The following is an 18,105-nucleotide window of genomic DNA, read 5'->3' on the forward strand; positions in this document are numbered from 1 at the left end:
TTTTAAAAACAGTTGAATTTTCTAATTCAACAATTAAACAATAATTTTTGACATTAAAATAGCACCATATAATGAAATCAATAATTAGATTTTTTGCATTTGCTGTTCTTTTTTTTATAGGACAAAAAGGATATTCTCAAGATCCAAATTTTCATGTTTATTTGAGTTTTGGCCAATCAAATATGGAGGGTTATGCTAAAATTGAACCGCAGGATATCACCGCAGTTGATGATCGTTTTCAAGTTTTATCAACAGTAGATTGTCCTGAAAATGGACGTTTAAAAGGAAATTGGTATGCGGCAGTTCCTCCATTATGCCGATGTAATACTGGGTTGACTCCAGTAGATTATTTTGGAAGAACTTTAATTGCCAATCTGCCAAAAAATATAAAAGTTGGGGTGATAAATGTAGCCGTTGGAGGCTGTAAAATTGAACTTTTTGATGTAAATAAAACATCAGAATATGTTGCTACGGCACCAGATTGGATGAAAGGTATTCTAAAACAATACAATGACAATCCATATCAAAGATTGGTTGAAATGGCGAAAATTGCTCAAAAAAAAGGTGTAATTAAAGGAATTTTACTGCATCAAGGAGAATCAAATACGGGTGATACACTTTGGCCGAAGAAAGTAAAAATTGTTTACGACAACCTGATGAAAGATTTAAATCTGGATCCTAATAAAGTTCCATTGCTTTCAGGTGAAACTGTAAATGAAGATCAAAATGGTAAATGCGGAAGTATGAATAAAATTATAGCCACACTTCCTAAAACAATACCAAATTCGTATGTCATTTCTTCAAGCGGATGCAAAGCCGAACCAGATTTTCTACATTTTAATGCTGCAGGTTACAGAGATTTAGGTAACCGTTACGGCGAGAAAATGTTGTCGTTATTAGGCTATAAATTGTACAATGGAAAAGATTTTTTCAGGGTTAGCGCACCAATTGGTTTTGATCAGGTAAATTCAAATGCTACGGCCGGTAAAGTAGAATTGATTAATTATGAGTCTAAAACGGTTGGAACCGTAAGAAAAGCAAATGTATATACGCCTCCTGGATTTAGTAAAAAGAAAAAGTACCCTGTCCTATATCTCCTGCACGGAATAGGTGGCGATGAAAATGAATGGCTAAAAGGAGGAAATCCACAGATTATATTAGATAATCTTTATGCTGAAGGAAAATTAGAACCTATGATCGTCGTAATGCCAAACGGAAGAGCGATGAAAGATGATAGTGCAACAGGAAATATCATGGCGCCAGATAAAGTGCAAGCTTTTTCAACCTTCGAAAAAGATTTACTCAATGATTTGATTCCATTTATTGAAAAAAAATACCCTGTTTATAAAGACAGAGAACACCGTGCAATTGCCGGTTTGTCTATGGGTGGCGGGCAATCTTTGAATTTTGGCTTAGGGAACTTGGATAAATTTGCTTGGGTTGGTGCATTTTCAGCTGCGCCAAATACCAAAATGCCAGAAGAATTACTCCCAAATCCTGAAGAAGCAAAAAAGAAATTAAAATTACTTTGGATTTCGTGCGGTGATAATGATTGGTTAATTAGCAACAGTAAACGCACGCACGATTATTTGTATAAAAATGATGTGCCTCACATTTATTATTTAGAGCCAGGCGTGCATGATTTCAAAGTTTGGAAAAATGGATTGTATATGTTTTCACAGTTTTTATTTAAACCTGTCGATCAATCCAGTTTTTCAGCATATACGATTTTAGGTGATCAGGCTGCGACCAACATCCGTAATGCGAAGTATCCTCAAATATTGCCGGATAACCGTGTCGTTTTTAAAATTAAAGCGCCAGAAGCGTCAAAAGTACAGATTGATTTAGGCAAAAAGTATGATATGTCCAGAGATTCAGACGGACTATGGACTACAACAACAGGAGTAATTAATAAAGGTTTTAATTATTATTCCTTGCTAATTGATGGCGTAGCTGTAGCTGATCCTGCTAGTGAAACATTTTATGGCATGGGACGCATGGCCAGCGGTATTGAAATTCCAAATGAAGAAGGGGATTTTTACGAATTAAAAATGGTTCCCCATGGTGATGTCACAATCAAAAAATATTTTTCAAAAACAACTAATTCTTGGCGTGAAATGTATGTTTATACACCACCAGGTTATGAAAATTCAGCCGAAAAATATCCTGTTTTATATCTGTTGCATGGAGGAGGCGAAGACCAAACCGGATGGGCAACTCAAGGCAAGGCGAATTTGATTTTAGACAATTTAATAGCCGAAAAGAAAGCAAAGCCAATGATTATCGCCATGCTTGATGGAAATATGGGAACTGCAGGTTTCAATGAAAATGCATTGAAAGCATTTGAAAATGAATTAAAAGAGGGCGCAATTCCTTTTGTAGAAAGTAATTTTAAAGTAGCAACAGACGCTAAAAATAGAGCATTGGCCGGATTATCAATGGGAGGACTGCAGACATTGTATGCTGGGGTTAAAAATTCAGATATGTTTTCAAGTATAGGTGTATTCAGCTCGGGTTGGTGGGCCAATAATGATGCATTATCAGGACCTCAATATGAATTTATGAAAAATAATGCCACTGTTATTAATTCTAATATCAAGAATTTTTGGATTTCAATGGGAGGCAAGGAAGACATTGCTTATGAAAACTGCAAAATAATGTTGAGCAAATTTGACCAAATGGGAATTAAATACAAATACAGTGAATATTCAGGAGGACACACATGGCCAGTTTGGAGACATGATTTGTTTCTGTTTGCGCCGTTATTGTTTAATTAATTTTTAGATAGCAAGAATTTCCAAAAACAAAATAATGATGAAAAAAAGTCTAAGTACCATATTGATTCTATTGGGAATTTCATTAGCTGCACAGCAGAAAGATGATTTAAAACTTTGGTATAAAAATTCTTCAGGAACAGTATGGGAAAATGCGCTGCCAATTGGAAATGGCTTTCAAGGCGCTATGGTATATGGAAATGTCGAAAAAGAAATTTTTCAACTAAATGAAGCAAGTGTATGGAGCGGAAGTCCAAACAGGAATGATAATCCTGATGCAAAAAATGCACTAAGCGAAATTAGAAGACTTATTTTTCAGAAAGAATATAAAAAAGCAGAAAAACTCATCAATGAAAATATAATCACTAAAAAATCCCACGGGCAAATGTTTCAGCCTGTTGGAAATTTAGAATTGGATTTTTTGAATCATCAAAACTTTACCGATTATTACCGAGAACTTGATATAGAGAATGCGATTACAAAAACAGTTTATAAAGTTCAGAACGTTACCTATACACGTGAAGCATTTATGTCTTTCCCTGATCGGGTTTTAGTGATAAAACTTTCTGCTGATAAACCGGGAAAATTGTCGTTTACAGCTGCTTTTACTTCTGAACATAAAAAACAGGAAATTAAAGTTGAAAACAACAATGAACTTTCACTTTCGGGAACTACAAGTGATCATGAAGGCATAGATGGAAAAGTCAATTTTAATGCATTGGCAAAGTTCAAAGTCAATGGCGGAGGAATAAAAAGTATTGGAAATTCTATAAAAATTGAAGGAGCAGATTCTGTTTTGATTTATGTATCTATTGCTAGTAACTTTATTAATTACGATGATATCAGCGGCAATGAAAAGGAACTTGCAAAATCTTTTTTGGACAAGGCATTTGATAAAGAGTATAACAATATGAAAAAAGCTCATATTGCTTATTATCAAAAATATTTTAAGAGAGTCAAACTTGATTTTGGAACAACTGAAGCATCCAAACTGCCAACAAATGAAAGATTAGCGAATTTCAGAAATGTTTCGGATCCATCTTTTGTAACGCTTTATTTTCAGTATGGCAGATATTTATTGATTTCATCTTCACAGCCTGGAGGTCAGCCTGCCAATTTGCAAGGTATTTGGAATCACAGCATGAATCCTGCATGGGACAGTAAATATACGATCAATATAAATACAGAAATGAATTACTGGCCAGTTGAGAAAACCAATTTATCAGAAATGCACGAGCCTCTTTTAAAAATGATCCAAGAAGTAGCACAAACCGGAAAAGAGACTGCCAAAGTAATGTATGGAGCCCGTGGCTGGATGGCGCATCATAATACTGATATATGGAGAATTAACGGCGCTGTCGACGGCGCAACTTGGGGAGTCTGGAATGCCGGCGGAGGCTGGTTGAGCCAACATTTATGGGAGCATTATCTCTACACGGGCGATAAAGATTATCTTCAATCGGTATATGAAACCCTTAAGGGAGCAGCAGATTTTTATGCTGATTTCTTGGTAAAAGATCCTGAAAGTGGCTGGCTGGTCGTAGTTCCCGGAAATTCACCTGAAAACGCTCCAACGGCGCATCAAGGTTCTGCAGTAACTGCCGGGTCAACGATGGACAATCAAATCGTTTTTGATGTTTTTAGTACAGCAATAAAAGCATCTGAAACATTAGGAAAAGACAAACAATACATTGATAGTTTAAAAACGTTGCGCAATATGCTTCCGCCAATGCAAATTGGCAAATACAATCAGCTTCAGGAATGGATGGATGATGTTGATGATCCTAAAGATAATCATCGCCACATTTCGCATTTATATGGCTTATATCCTTCTAATCAGATTTCGGCTTACAAAACTCCGGAGCTTTTTGCAGCCGCAAAGAATACATTATTGCAAAGAGGAGATATATCTACAGGTTGGAGTATGGGCTGGAAAGTAAATTGGTGGGCAAAAATGCAGGATGGAAACCACGCTTTTAATTTAATCCAAAATCAATTGACTCCACTTGGCGTAAACGCTGGAGGCGGGGGTACTTATAATAATCTTTTTGATGCGCATCCGCCATTTCAGATTGATGGAAATTTTGGTTGTACATCAGGTATTGCTGAAATGTTGATGCAGAGTTCAGACGGTTCGATCCATTTACTTCCCGCTTTGCCCGATACTTTGAAAGAATATGGAGAAATAACTGGTTTGAAAGCGCGAGGAGGATTTGAAATTAAAGAGTTGAAATGGAAAAATGGAAAATTAGTTGCTGTCAGTATTCAGTCCAATCTTGGAGGAAATCTTAGATTAAGAACTCCAAATCAAATCATTCCTAAAAATAAAATGGATTTTAAAACTGCTTCCGGAGGTAATTCAAATGTTTTTTACGAAACAGATGCGATCAAAAAGCCCATCATCGCTAAAGAATCAACGATAAGACCTTTAAATATTCAACCAACATTTTTATATGATGTTGCTACTGAAAAAGGAAAAATATACCATTTTTCGATTAAGGAATAAATTACAGTCATTTCAATATGAGTGACTTAGAGTAAAAGTTTTTTTTAAAATTTAAATTCAAAGAAAACATGAAAAACAAGTTTCTATTTATAATAAGTTTACTATCGTTTTTTTGTGCCAATGCGCAGCAATATCCTTTTAAAAATCCTTCTCTTAGTTCTGAAGAAAGAGCAAAAGATCTAATTTCACGATTGACGCTTGAAGAAAAAGCGGCTTTAATGTGCGATCAGAGTGATGCTATACCACGATTAGGAATCAAAAAATTCAATTGGTGGAGCGAAGCTTTGCACGGTTATGCGAATAATGATAATGTGACGGTTTTTCCTGAACCTATTGGCATGGCAGCATCATTTGATGATCAGTTGTTATATCATGTTTTTGATGCGGTTTCAGATGAAGCCCGTGCTAAATACAATCAGTGGATTAAAAACGGCAACGAGAATAAGCGTTTTTTAAGCCTTTCGGTTTGGACGCCTAATGTAAATATTTTTAGAGATCCGCGCTGGGGCCGTGGTCAGGAAACTTATGGCGAAGACCCGTATCTTACTTCGCGAATGGGAATTTCTGTTGTTAAAGGATTACAAGGCCCTGAAGATGCTAAATACCGAAAACTTTTGGCTTGTGCGAAACATTTTGCGGTTCATTCAGGTCCTGAATGGAGCAGACATGAATTGAATCTTAATAATGTAAATCCGAGGGAATTATATGAGACTTATCTGCCAGCCTTTAAATCATTGGTTCAAGATGCCGATGTTCGCCAAGTAATGTGTGCTTATCAGCGTTTAGATGATGAACCTTGCTGCAGTAATAGAAGATTGCTGCAAGGCATTCTTCGTGATGAATGGGGCTATAAATATATGGTGGTTTCAGATTGCGGTGCGGTGACTGATTTTTATACCACTCATAAAGTTTCGTCTGATGAAACACATGCCGCGTCTAAAGCCGTACTGGCAGGAACTGATGTAGAATGTGTTTGGGAAAAATATCCCTTTAAAAATCTTCCGGAAGCAGTTGAGAAAGATTTAATAAAAGAGTCGGATATCAATAAAAGCCTTCTTCGTGTTTTAGTTGGCCGTTTTGATTTGGGCGAAATGGATGATGATACAATTGTTGCATGGGCTCAAATTCCGGCAACTGTTCTTAACAGCAAAGAACATCAGCAATTAGCACTTGAAATGGCTCAAAAGTCAATGACGCTTTTGCAAAACAAGAACAATATTCTTCCTTTAAATAAATCCATCAATAAAGTAGCCGTTATTGGTCCAAATGCCGAAAATGAGCCAATGTTATGGGGGAATTATAATGGAACTCCTGTTAAAACAATAACGATCAAAAGTGGAGTAGAATCAAAACTTCCTGTAAATAAAATATTTTATGATAAAGCCTGTGATTTAGTAGAAGATAAAGTAAATCAAACCTACTTTGACCAACTTTCTTTTGAAGGGAAAAAAGGGATGAAAGCAACTTATTGGAATAACTCGAATAGAGAAGGCAGTCCAGTAGTATCACAACAGATTTTAAATCCGATAAAAATGACAACTGCTGGTCAGCATGAATTTGCTTCCGGAGTGAAATTAGAAGGATTTTCAGCAAAATATGAGGCAGAATTTTCAGCTAAAGCAAATGATACATTGGTTTTTAAAACTGGTGCCACCGGAACTTTCGGATTAATAGTTGACGGAATTTCTAAAGCAAAATACACCAATTGGAGAACAGTACCGGGAAAAATTCCATTTGCCGTTGAAGCAGGTAAAAAATATAAAATCGAAATTAATTACGCCCAGTCAAACAATTGGCAGGCCAACCTTGAATTTGATTTTGGAAAAGAATTCGATATAAATTTCGGAGCTTTAATCCAGAAATTAAATGGTATTGATACTGTGATTTTTGTCGGCGGACTTTCGACTTTGCTGGAGGGTGAAGAAATGCCGGTTTCGTATCCGGGTTTTAAAGGAGGAGACAGAACGAATATAGAACTTCCGGCTGTTCAGAGAAAATGTCTGCAAGAACTTAAAAAAGCGGGTAAAAAAGTAGTTTTTGTAAACTGCTCGGGTTCTGCAATTGCTTTTGCGCCAGAAACATCAAGCTGTGATGCCATTTTACAGGCATGGTATCCTGGGGAATCAGGTGGCCAGGCTGTTGCCGATGTTCTTTTTGGAGATTATAATCCTGCGGGGAAACTTCCGGTTTCATTTTATAAAAATTCAGATATATTGGGAGATTTTGAGGATTATTCTATGAAAGGACGCACGTACAGATATACAACGGATGTTTTATTTCCTTTTGGTTTTGGTTTGAGTTATTCTAAATTCAATATCGGTACGGCGAAGCTGAGCAATCCAAAAATAAAATCAAATGAAAGCACACAATTGAGTTTTTCCATTAAAAACAGCAGTAAACGTGATGGAACTGAGATTGTTCAAGTGTATGTTCGAAAATTAAATGATATAGATGGCCCATTAAAAACCCTGAAAGCTTTTAAACGAATCAATTTAAAAGCGGGAGAAAGTCAAAATGTAACAATTGATTTGCCATCATCTTCATTTGAATTTTATGATCAAAACACTAGAAATATGAAGGTAACTCCAGGTGAGTATGAGGTGTATTATGGTAATAGTTCAAAAACTCAAGATTTAAAAATGATTAAAGTTTTTGTTCAATAATCTATCAAAATTCAACGCCTGCTTGAGAAATATTGTTTTTTGAAGTAGGCAAAATTCTAATAATATACTTAATTAACATGCGTAAAAATTGCATTTTCAATTAAAAAGTATATATTTAATTTAAATTTCCTCAATAATGTATGGCTCCAAAAATTTGTGTTAAAGCGATAGTTATTCTATTTTTTATAGTAAACAAATTGTTTTCTCAGGATAAATTTGAAAACTATCAATTTAGATTAGTAGATAAAGAAGCTTCGAAAAGTGGTATCTATACCATTTCACAGGATCAGTCTGGATTTATGTGGATGGGTACAAATGGTGCTGGCTTGTATAAATACGACGGAGTTAATTATGTTGCTTATGAACAAAATTCCAAACGGAGTAATTCTATTAATAGCAATTTAATTTATGTTACTTACGTTGATACTCGCAACCGGTTGTGGATAGGGACTGACGAAGGATTATGTCTGTATAATCGAAACTTAGACAATTTTGAAAGCATTGATATTCAGAAGAAAATTAAAAAAGAAACTGTAATTTCTATTAAAAGCATTCTTGAAGACAATAACGGAAATCTACTGTTAGGAACAGTTAACAACGGTTTACTAAAATTAAATACTACAACGCGGAAAATTACTAAAGTCAATTCTGATGTAGCCAATAACGCTAATTATCTTATCAATAGTCTTGCAAAAGATAAAAAAGGAACCATTTACTTGGGAACAAATTTAGGATTGAAAATATTCGATCCTATAAAGAATGAGACAAAAAAGATTAACATTGGCAATGACAATCGGATACACTCGGCAAGCATTGTGTCTATGTGTTTAGATAGTAATCAAAACTTATGGATTGGCGACGGATTTAAAGGCTTGATAAAAGTCGATTTACATTCTAAAGTTAAACAAGCCTTTTACTATCCTATTACTAAAAAAAGAATCATGTCAATTTTGGCAAGAGATTCTAAAACAATTCTTTGTGCAACCGAAAATGATGGATTAATCATAGTTGATGATCAGGGTGTTGTTCAAAAAAAATATGTAAACAGCAAGTTCAATACACGTAGTTTGAGTTCAAATTCGGTTTGGTCTTTATTATTAGACAGAGAGAATAGAATTTGGCTGGGCTATTATAATAAAGGTTTAGGCGTTTTTGATAAAATAAACAGTAAAGTCAATATCATAGAAAGTTTGCCTGGAAATCCACAATCCTTACAAACCAGTTGTGTGACCGGAATAGCTAAAGATCATCAGGGACAATTATGGATTTCTATGGAAGGTGGAGGAGTGGATGTTTACAATCCCATAACCAAAGACTTTAAACATATTACTAAATCAGATGGCAAATTATATTCTGGATTAACCAATGATAATATCACAAAGGTATTTATTGACAAAAAACAAAATGTCTGGCTATCGAGTTGGAACGAAGGGATTTTTCTTTTAAAGAAAGGAAGCAGGAGTTTTATTAATTATAATACTAAAAATACACCTAATCTAGCCTCAGATAATATTATGAGTATTACAGAAGATTCCAGAGGTATAATTTGGATTGGAACTTTTGCTAAAGGACTACATTATTATACTCCGTCAGACGGACAATTTCACCATTGTAATGCGAAGCCATTTTTGACAAATGCAATAACAAATATTGACATCAGAAATGTAATGGTTGATTCAGATGATGCTGTTTGGGTTGGTTCAACAACAGGTCTTTATAAAGTGGTTACGAATGATTTTATCACTTTTTCTGTGACTTCTTTTAGAGATAAAATGTCGGAGAAACTTAAAAATCATAAAAGTACTCATACAATTAATGCTTTATATGAGGCTAAAAATAAAGAAATCTGGATTGGTACTGATGGCGCAGGATTATTCAGTTACAATAAAAAAACGAATGTCCTAAAATGGTATATCAATTTTAAAGGACTGCATGAAAAATCAATTTCGGCGATTACAGAATCTAATGACGAAAGCATTTGGTTAAGTGGAAAAAAAGGAATTACGAGATTGGATTTAAAAAACAATACTACCGTAAACTATTCTACCTTTGACGGTTTGCTAGGTAATGATTTCAATAATAATGCAGTTTTAAGAGATGAAGATGGAATGCTTTATTTTGGGAGTTACGAGGGTTTAAACTATTTTAATCCTTCTAATTTGGTTAAAAGTAAAAAGCAATTACCTATTTATTTTACTGATCTGAAGCTTTTCAATAAATCAGTCGGACCACTTGAAAAAAATTCGCCACTTATAAAAGTACTTTCCGAAACAAAAAAAATAATTCTTAAACACGATCAGTCTGTATTTACAATTGATTTTATTGCGGTGAATTATTCTTTTCCAGCTAGAAATGAATTTGCCTATTATTTAGAAGGTTTTGATGATTCTTGGAATTATGTCGGAAACAAACGTTCGGCAACTTACACCAATTTAGCTCCTGGAAATTATACATTTAAAGTTAAAGCTTCAGAAAAAAACGGAGCTTGGAGCAAGGTGCCGTTGGAGTTAAAAATTGAGATATTGCCGCCATGGTGGAAAACATCTTTTGCTTATTTATTTTATACGCTTTTACTTGGGGCAGCGATTCATTTTGCCAATCAGTATTATCAAAATCGATTTAAACAAAAACAAATGATCGAGTTTGAAAAACAGAAAGCGATTCAGATTGAAAAATTAAACAATAAAAAATTACAATTCTTTACCAATATTTCACATGAGTTCAGGACTCCATTAACATTGATTTTAAATCCTTTAGGAGATATCATAAAAAATAGCAGCCAGCAACTTCCAGAAGGTGTTCTGAATAAATTGCAAACGATTCAAAAAAGTTCTGACAGACTTTCGAGACTGATTAATGAGTTGATGGATTTTAATAAACTTCAGTTCAATAAAATGAATCTTCAATTACAATTGATTGAAGTGGTTGGTTTTACAAAAGAAGTTGTCAGTTATTTTAATGAAGAAGCATTAAGCCGCGGAATTGAGTTGCAATTTGAATCCAATAAAACTTCACTAAAAGACTGGATCGACCCGAAAATGTTTGAAAAAATTATTTTTAATGTCGTTTCAAATGCTTTTAAAGTTACGCCGGATAATGGAAAAATTAAGGTGAAAATCATAATTAATAGCGAACAAATTCATTTTCCTTTAATTGATTCATCAGATACTGCGCCTTATTTTACAATAGTTGTTGAAGATACTGGTTCGGGATTAGATAAAAAAGATATTAAAAAGATTTTTGATCGTTTTTATCAGGTAAACAATTTGAACAAAGCGTATTATGGAAGTACAGGAATTGGCTTGGAAGTTGTTCGCGGATTTGTCGAATTACATAAAGGGATAATTGAGGTTGAAAGCGAATTGGGAGTAGGCACTATTTTTAAATTGCTGTTTCCTGTTGGAAAAGAATTTTTTAATGAAAACGAAATATTGCTTGAAGAATATAAAAAGGATAATAAAATAAGCTTTAAGCCAATTGTCGAAAAAGAGGACATCCAATTGACTGATGATGAGGAGCATCAAGACCGAATTTATACGGTTTTGATTGTTGAAGACAATGTCGAACTTCGAAATTATCTAAAAAGTGAACTCAAAAAAGAATACAAAGTCATAGTTGCCGAAAATGGGCAAGTTGGTTTAGACTTAGCTTTGCAAAAACTGCCTGATTTGATTTTAACCGACGTGATTATGCCTGTCATGAATGGTTTGGAATTATGCAAAAATATAAAAGCCAATTTAAAAACAAGCCATATTCCGTTAATGATGTTGTCTGCAAAAGCCTTAGTTAAAGACAGATTGGAAGGGATTGATTCTGGTGCTGACATGTATTTAAGCAAACCTTTTGATATGGATATTTTGAGGTCTAGTTTAACACAGTTGATTAATAGCAGACAAATTATGTTCAATAAGTTCTATAACGGAATTACTTCAACAGCTAAAGAAAAAACTACAACTTTAGACAATGAATTCATAAAAAATGTTCTGAATTACATCAATGAAAATATTCGTGAAACCGAATTGAGCGTAGAAGTTTTGGCTTCGAATGTTTTTTTGAGCAGAAGCCAGTTGTATCGTAAAGTCAAGACATTAACGGGCGTATCAGTCAATGAATTTATTCGGAATGTTCGTTTAGAAAAAGCTAAAGAACTAATAGAATTAGGAAATGATAATATAACGGAAATCAGTTATAAAGTAGGTTTTAGTTCGCCATCTTATTTTACTAAATGTTATAAAGAAAAATTTGGATGTCTGCCAACACAAAAAGTAAGCAATAGTTAATTATATCAATTTCCCCTCTAAAAAAGACGAAGTATTTCGTCTTTTTTTTTTGCTTTTAAATGAATCAAATAACCGGTTTTTAGAGACTACATATTTTGATTTCTTTTGCACCTCTTTATTTTTTTAAAAGAAGAAATATCGGGAGCGATTTCGTCTCTTTTTGATTGTGAAATAGAAATTTATAAGTCGTTTATTTTTTCTATATCCAAAAATTATGATACAAAAAATGGCAATAATATATTTTTCATTTCAATTGATTAAGCGCTGTAAAACCCTGAATTTGCTATTTTTTTAACTATGATGCTACAAATTTGATAGATTATGCATCAAATGTAGTATGTGAAATTTATGTTAACAATCTACTTTTGGTAGAATCAAAATTAGAATAAACATGAAACAAATTACTAACAATCTTAAACCCATTTAGAATATGAATTAAAACCATATTTATGTATTGCAAGCGGCTTTTAAATTCAAAAAATAAAGGACAATATTAATACAATAAATAACAAACAAACAAAACTTTACAACCAACAATTATTTAACTAAAACAAAAAACCAATTATGAAGTTAAAATTAAAATTTGCAATAATCGCATTGCTGATGATAAGCTATCAGAATATGATAGCACAATCCAAGACCGTACAAGGTGTGGTTACAGATCCTTCGGGATTTCCATTACCGGGTGCAACCATAATTGTACAAGGTTCAAACAATAGTGCATCAACAGATTTTGATGGTAAGTATTCTTTAAAAGGAGTTAATCCAACAGACAAAATAATATTTTCTTATGTTGGCTTAGTTACGCAAACGGTTGCAGTAGGAACTCGTACTACAATTGATGTTACATTAGTTGAATCAGCACAAAACTTACAGGAAGTTGTAGTTGCCTACGGAACACAAAAAAGAACCAAAGTAACTGGAGCAATTTCAACTGTTACCTCAAAAGATATTACAGCAGTGCCTATTACTAATGCAGAGTCTGCTTTACAGGGTAGAGCCGCAGGTGTTACTGTTGTAAATGGCGCACCCGGTTCTAGCCCTACAGTTAGTATTCGTGGTTTGGCTACAATGGGAAACAGTACACCTTTATATGTAATCGATGGCGTTTTAACTGGTAACCTATCAGGATTAAATCCTAGCGATATTGAGAATATATCCGTTTTAAAAGATGCATCAACGACAGCTTTATATGGTTCTAAAGCGTATAATGGTGTAGTTATGGTAACTACAAAAAAAGGAAAAAAAGGTGCAGGAACATTAAATTTTAGTTCGTACGCAGGTTTTCAGAGAATTACTAAAAGATATGATGTTTTAAATACACAGCAATATCTTAAATATGCCAAAGATTTAGGAAGTGACTTGACAGCAAGAGCAGCTGAATTTGGAAACATAAATACAAATTGGCAAGACGAAATCTTTCAGGATGGTGTAATGCAGGATTACAATTTAAGTTTTTCAAACGGAACTGAAAATTCAACAGGCCGTTATTCTGCTGGATATTTAAAACAAGAAGGAGCTGTTATAAATACTGGTTTTGAACGTTACTCTTTCAGAGCGAATAATACGCAAAATATCGGTAGGCTGACTGTAGGAAGCAATATTGGAGTATCTTTTAGCAAGACTAATCCAGAACGTGCATCAGGAGGTAGAACATTATTGGAGCATGCTATTAAAATGGCACCTTATCTGCCTGTTTACAATGCAAATAATTTAGGAGGTTATCAAGGCCCTTCTACTGCTGATGGGCAGGATGCAGAAAACCCAGTTCGTGTGGCAAATTTAGGATATCAATACATTAAGGGATTATCTATAATTGGAAACATTTACGCTGAAGTAGAAATCATTAAAGGGTTGAAATTCAGATCACAAGTTGCATTGGATTATTTTACAAACGAAGACCATACTTTTATTCCAAGCTACAGCGATGGTTCAGCTCATAAACAAGCTTATTCATCAACTGCAGAAACAAATTCTCAAGGTCAAACGATTGTTTTCGATAATAGTTTAACTTATAAAACTACCATTGCAGAAAAACATCACTTAGAAGCAGTAGGAGTAATTACTAAAATTGAGAATAAATTTCAGAATCTTGTAGCAAGTAGCCGTTATTATATTTCAGATGAAATTGATCAATTGAGACTTCAGGATGCAAATTTGGCATCAACAAGCAGTGAAACAAATAATTTAGGTTATGTAGCTCGTATTAATTACGACTATGATGATAAATACCTATTCGCAATTTCAGGACGTAGAGATGCATCTTCTCGTTTTGGTTCAAATAATCGTTATGGTAATTTTTATTCTGTTGCTTTAGGTTGGAATATTGCAAAAGAAAGTTTTATGGCAAATTCTATATTCAGCACATTGAAACTTAGAGCAAGTACAGGAACAACAGGAAATGACCTTATTGACAATTATCAGTACAGTGGAACTTTAGCAGCAAATTACATTTATCCAATCAACGGAGCAGCAGCTTCAGGTGTTACAGCTGGTAGAGCTTCTAATCCAGATTTGAAATGGGAGTCTAAAACAGATCGAAATATTGGTTTGGATTTTGGACTATTTGATGAAGCATTCACTGGAAGTTTTGAATATTTCAACAATAAGGGTAGTGATATCCTTTTCGCAGTACCGCTTCCTGCTTCTGTAGGTTCAGCTGGTGGAGGAACTCAGACTCAAAACATTGCCAATACAAAAGTACACGGATTTGAACTTTCACTTGGCTACAACGACAGAAAAGGTGATTTTACATGGTCAGCTGTTGCTAATTTAGGAACAAGCAAAAATGAGGTAACAAGTTTGGCACCAGGTGTAACTAGCGTTTTAGGCGGACCATCAGGAAGAGCTGGTTTGGAGAGCTTTTCAAGACTCGAAGTTGGTCAGCCATTATTTTACTTCTGGGGTTATCAAACAAATGGAATTTATCAAAATCAAGCAGAAGTAGATGCTGCTTTAGGTGCAGGACAAACTACAATACAGCCAGGTGATATTAGATTTGTTGATAGAAACGGAGATAAAGTTATCAACTCAGAGGATAAAACAAATATTGGAAATCCATACCCAGATTTTACTTATGGTCTAAACCTTACAGCAGCATATAAAAAATTCGATTTCAATTGTTTTATAACTGGAGTTAGCGGAAATGACGTTTTTAACTCAAACAAATTTGATCTAGAAGCTATGCAGCGTTTATTCAATGCTAGCACAGATGTTTTAGACAGATCAATAGTTCAAAATGGAGTAGTTACCAACCCATCGGCTACATTACCTAGAGCACTTGGGGCGGGTCAAAACTGGTCATCTGCAAGTCAAAGATATGTTGAAGATGGTTCTTATACAAGGTTAAAAAATGTGACCTTGGGGTATACTTTATCAGGAGACACTTTCGACAACCATTTTACAAACATACGCTTTTATCTAAGTGCGCAAAATCTTGTTACAATTACAAAGTACTCTGGCTTAGATCCTGAAATTGCTCGTGTAGATGCTAATGCAAATTCTGCTGGAATTGATATAGGAAGATACCCTCAACCTAAATCAATAATTTTTGGACTTGATGTTACATTTTAATTTATAAAGATGATGAGAAAAATAAAATATACAGTTGCGATATTACTAGGAATTTTTACTATAAATTCTTGTAATGACAATGATTTAGAATTGAGCAATCCAAATGAGCTATCGCCGGAAACATACTTTAAAAGCGAAACTCAAGTACAGGCTTCAGTAAATGCTGCTTATGCAAACTTGCAAACAAGAGGATTATATGCAAGACACATTTTCTTTGCTTTAGATAATATGGCTCAAGAAAATAAAGGGAATCCACAGTTGGAAGGAAATAAAAAACCTTTTCTTGATTTCTCTTTTGATGCAAGTAGCGATATTATCCAATTTTATTGGGAAACCTGCTATTTAGGAATTTCCAAAGCGAATTTTGTCTTAGACAATGAAGATAAAATCAATGCTTTGCCAAATTCAATTTTATCACAAGAGAAAAAGAATAAGTTTTTAGGCGAAGCTCATTTTTTAAGAGCTTACTATTACTTTTTATTAGTGCCTCGTTTTGGAGATCTTCCAATTTATACAAAGCAAACTATCGTTGGTAATCCAAGAAGTCCTAAAGATGAAGTGTATAAATTGATTGTTTCTGATTTTGATTTTGCTTCTAAAAATTTATTAAGCAAAAGTGTTGAAGACAAAGGAAGAGCAACAAAAGAAGCTGCTTTTGCTTACTTAGGGAAAGCGCTATTGTACCAAAAGAAATATGATGAAGCTTTAGCTGCTTTCAGTAAAGTGACAGGATTTAGCTTAGAAACTAATTTCTATAACAATTTCATGGATGAGACAGAACATGGTCCTGAATCAATCTTCGAAATTGAATATGACGAAAAATTAGGAGTAGCTGATAAATGGGGTAGTGATACCGCTGGAGATGGTGTTGCCGAATCTACACTTAGAGGTCAGGAATATGGTAACCTAGGTTGGTACAACGTATATCCTTCTGATAATTTATTAGATGAATATGAGCCAAACGATAAACGTTTTGGAGATACTTTTTACGTGCCGGGATCTAAATATAATAACGGAAACAACACGATGACAGCTGCTAATTTCTCTTCATCTGAAGGTTTAAGAAGAGCAGGCTGGAAAAAATATCAAAACTATTATAAACGTACTGACGAAAATCTTGATTCAAGTATCAACTTCAAGGTTATGCGTTATTCTGATGTATTGCTTATGATGGCAGAATGTGAAAGCTTAAGATCGGGTGGTGTGCAAGCAACGGCTATTGGTTATATCAATCAGGTTCGTGCAAGAGCAGGTGTACCATTGTTGGCTACAACTCTTACAAAAGATCAAGTTTTTACAGCTCTTATTCACGAACGCAAAGTAGAATTGGCTGGCGAGCAAGTTCGTTTTGATGATATCATTAGATGGGGCATTGCTAGTACTCAATTAGCAGGAACTGGCTTTAAAGCTGGTAAAAGCGAATTGTGGCCAATACCAAATAGAGAAACGTCTTCAAATCCAAATATTAAGCCAAGTAATAATAATCCTGGATATTAAATAAATTGAAGTTAGTTAGTTAGTTTAAGTTAAGTTAGTTAGTAGTTTGAGAAACAGCGCATGCAAGTGCGCTGTTTATCACTATTTTATATGTTGCAAAACCATTAAAATTTAGACACTTATAATTTGCTGTTTTACTATTAAAATACATTTTTAAATACCACAGACCAGTTTTATTCAAAATGAAAAAAATTGCATTACTTTTTTTAATCGTAACGTTGTTTTACAATGTTTTAGGATTTTACATCATGTTTGCTGAACAACAAGAGCAAGTGTGGGTGACTGCTATGGAAAAAACTGAAGATATAAATTTTGAAGTTATCGAAATTCAGATTGATCCTTACGCGTATGTCGTGGATTCTGGTTTTGAAGAGGTCAACGAAGATTTTACAATCGAAAATAAGACCTATCATGTTTTTAAGAAAAGAATTGTAAACAATGTATTAAAGTTATATTGCCTAAAAAATTCCTATACCAAAGTTTTTAGCAAGGATTTAAAAAAAATTGTCGACAGTCAAATATTTGACACCTCTTCTAACAAAGAAAATCCAAGTAAAAAATTAATGAAATCCTTTATTACGGATTACATTCCTAATAATGATACAATTGATTTGGTTGTTACTGCATCCAAAGCATTTTTTCCTGAAAAATTGTGTCCGTATACTCCAAAAAGAGACCTTCTTTCGGGGTATTTTACTACCATTTGTCCTCCTCCCGATATGGTATAATACTTCTTTCACGTTAAAAATTTAAAAGATCTTGACTATTAATCAAGTCCTCAATTCAATCTTTGGTGTTGCCATAAGATGAAT

General features: G+C 34.0%; 7 protein-coding genes. All 7 read left to right on the top strand.

Annotated elements, in window-relative coordinates; all coding sequences use genetic code 11:
* The first annotated feature begins 71 nt into the window (after nucleotides 1–71).
* The 7 genes from EYY60_RS02730 (at nucleotide 72) to EYY60_RS02760 (ending at nucleotide 18,021) form a co-directional block, all read left to right on the top strand.
* The gene (locus EYY60_RS02730; RefSeq protein ID WP_132987869.1) at nucleotides 72–2,777 is read left to right on the top strand and encodes an alpha/beta hydrolase-fold protein; all 2,706 of its coding nucleotides are present in this window, start codon (nucleotides 72–74) and stop codon (nucleotides 2,775–2,777) included.
* 34 nt (nucleotides 2,778–2,811) lie between these two features.
* A complete protein-coding gene (locus EYY60_RS02735) occupies nucleotides 2,812–5,280 on the top strand; it encodes a glycoside hydrolase family 95 protein (protein WP_235832274.1) in 2,469 nt (822 codons plus the stop codon).
* A 68-nt stretch (nucleotides 5,281–5,348) separates the two neighbouring features.
* The gene (xyl3A, locus tag EYY60_RS02740; RefSeq protein ID WP_132987870.1) at nucleotides 5,349–7,943 is read left to right on the top strand and encodes a xylan 1,4-beta-xylosidase; all 2,595 of its coding nucleotides are present in this window, start codon (nucleotides 5,349–5,351) and stop codon (nucleotides 7,941–7,943) included.
* Between the two features lie 140 nt (nucleotides 7,944–8,083).
* Nucleotides 8,084–12,223 carry a hybrid sensor histidine kinase/response regulator transcription factor gene (locus EYY60_RS02745; RefSeq protein WP_132987871.1) on the top strand — a complete coding sequence of 1,380 codons (4,140 nt, stop codon included), beginning with the start codon at nucleotides 8,084–8,086 and terminating at the stop codon, nucleotides 12,221–12,223.
* Between the two features lie 564 nt (nucleotides 12,224–12,787).
* A complete protein-coding gene (locus tag EYY60_RS02750; RefSeq protein WP_132987872.1) occupies nucleotides 12,788–15,796 on the top strand; it encodes a SusC/RagA family TonB-linked outer membrane protein in 3,009 nt (1,002 codons plus the stop codon).
* Nucleotides 15,797–15,805: 9 nt separating this feature from the next.
* Entirely contained in the window at nucleotides 15,806–17,293 is a 1,488-nt protein-coding gene (locus EYY60_RS02755; protein WP_132987873.1) for a RagB/SusD family nutrient uptake outer membrane protein, read from the top strand.
* Nucleotides 17,294–17,475: 182 nt separating this feature from the next.
* Nucleotides 17,476–18,021 (top strand): hypothetical protein, encoded by a 546-nt coding sequence (locus EYY60_RS02760; protein ID WP_132987874.1) that lies wholly within the window; start codon nucleotides 17,476–17,478, stop codon nucleotides 18,019–18,021.
* Nucleotides 18,022–18,105 lie beyond the last annotated feature (84 nt).

Origin of the sequence: Flavobacterium zhairuonense (assembly GCF_004352915.1) — a bacterium.
Lineage (GTDB): Bacteria > Bacteroidota > Bacteroidia > Flavobacteriales > Flavobacteriaceae > Flavobacterium > Flavobacterium zhairuonense.

Excerpts from the sequence above, each read along its gene's own strand:
- EYY60_RS02760 (WP_132987874.1), top strand. The coding sequence starts at position 17,476 with ATGAAAAAAATTGCATTACTTTTTTTAATCGTAACGTTGTTTTACAAT.
- EYY60_RS02730 (WP_132987869.1), top strand. The coding sequence starts at position 72 with ATGAAATCAATAATTAGATTTTTTGCATTTGCTGTTCTTTTTTTTATA.
- xyl3A (WP_132987870.1), top strand. The coding sequence starts at position 5,349 with ATGAAAAACAAGTTTCTATTTATAATAAGTTTACTATCGTTTTTTTGT.
- EYY60_RS02750 (WP_132987872.1), top strand. The coding sequence starts at position 12,788 with ATGAAGTTAAAATTAAAATTTGCAATAATCGCATTGCTGATGATAAGC.
- EYY60_RS02755 (WP_132987873.1), top strand. The coding sequence starts at position 15,806 with ATGATGAGAAAAATAAAATATACAGTTGCGATATTACTAGGAATTTTT.
- EYY60_RS02745 (WP_132987871.1), top strand. The coding sequence starts at position 8,084 with ATGGCTCCAAAAATTTGTGTTAAAGCGATAGTTATTCTATTTTTTATA.
- EYY60_RS02735 (WP_235832274.1), top strand. The coding sequence starts at position 2,812 with ATGATGAAAAAAAGTCTAAGTACCATATTGATTCTATTGGGAATTTCA.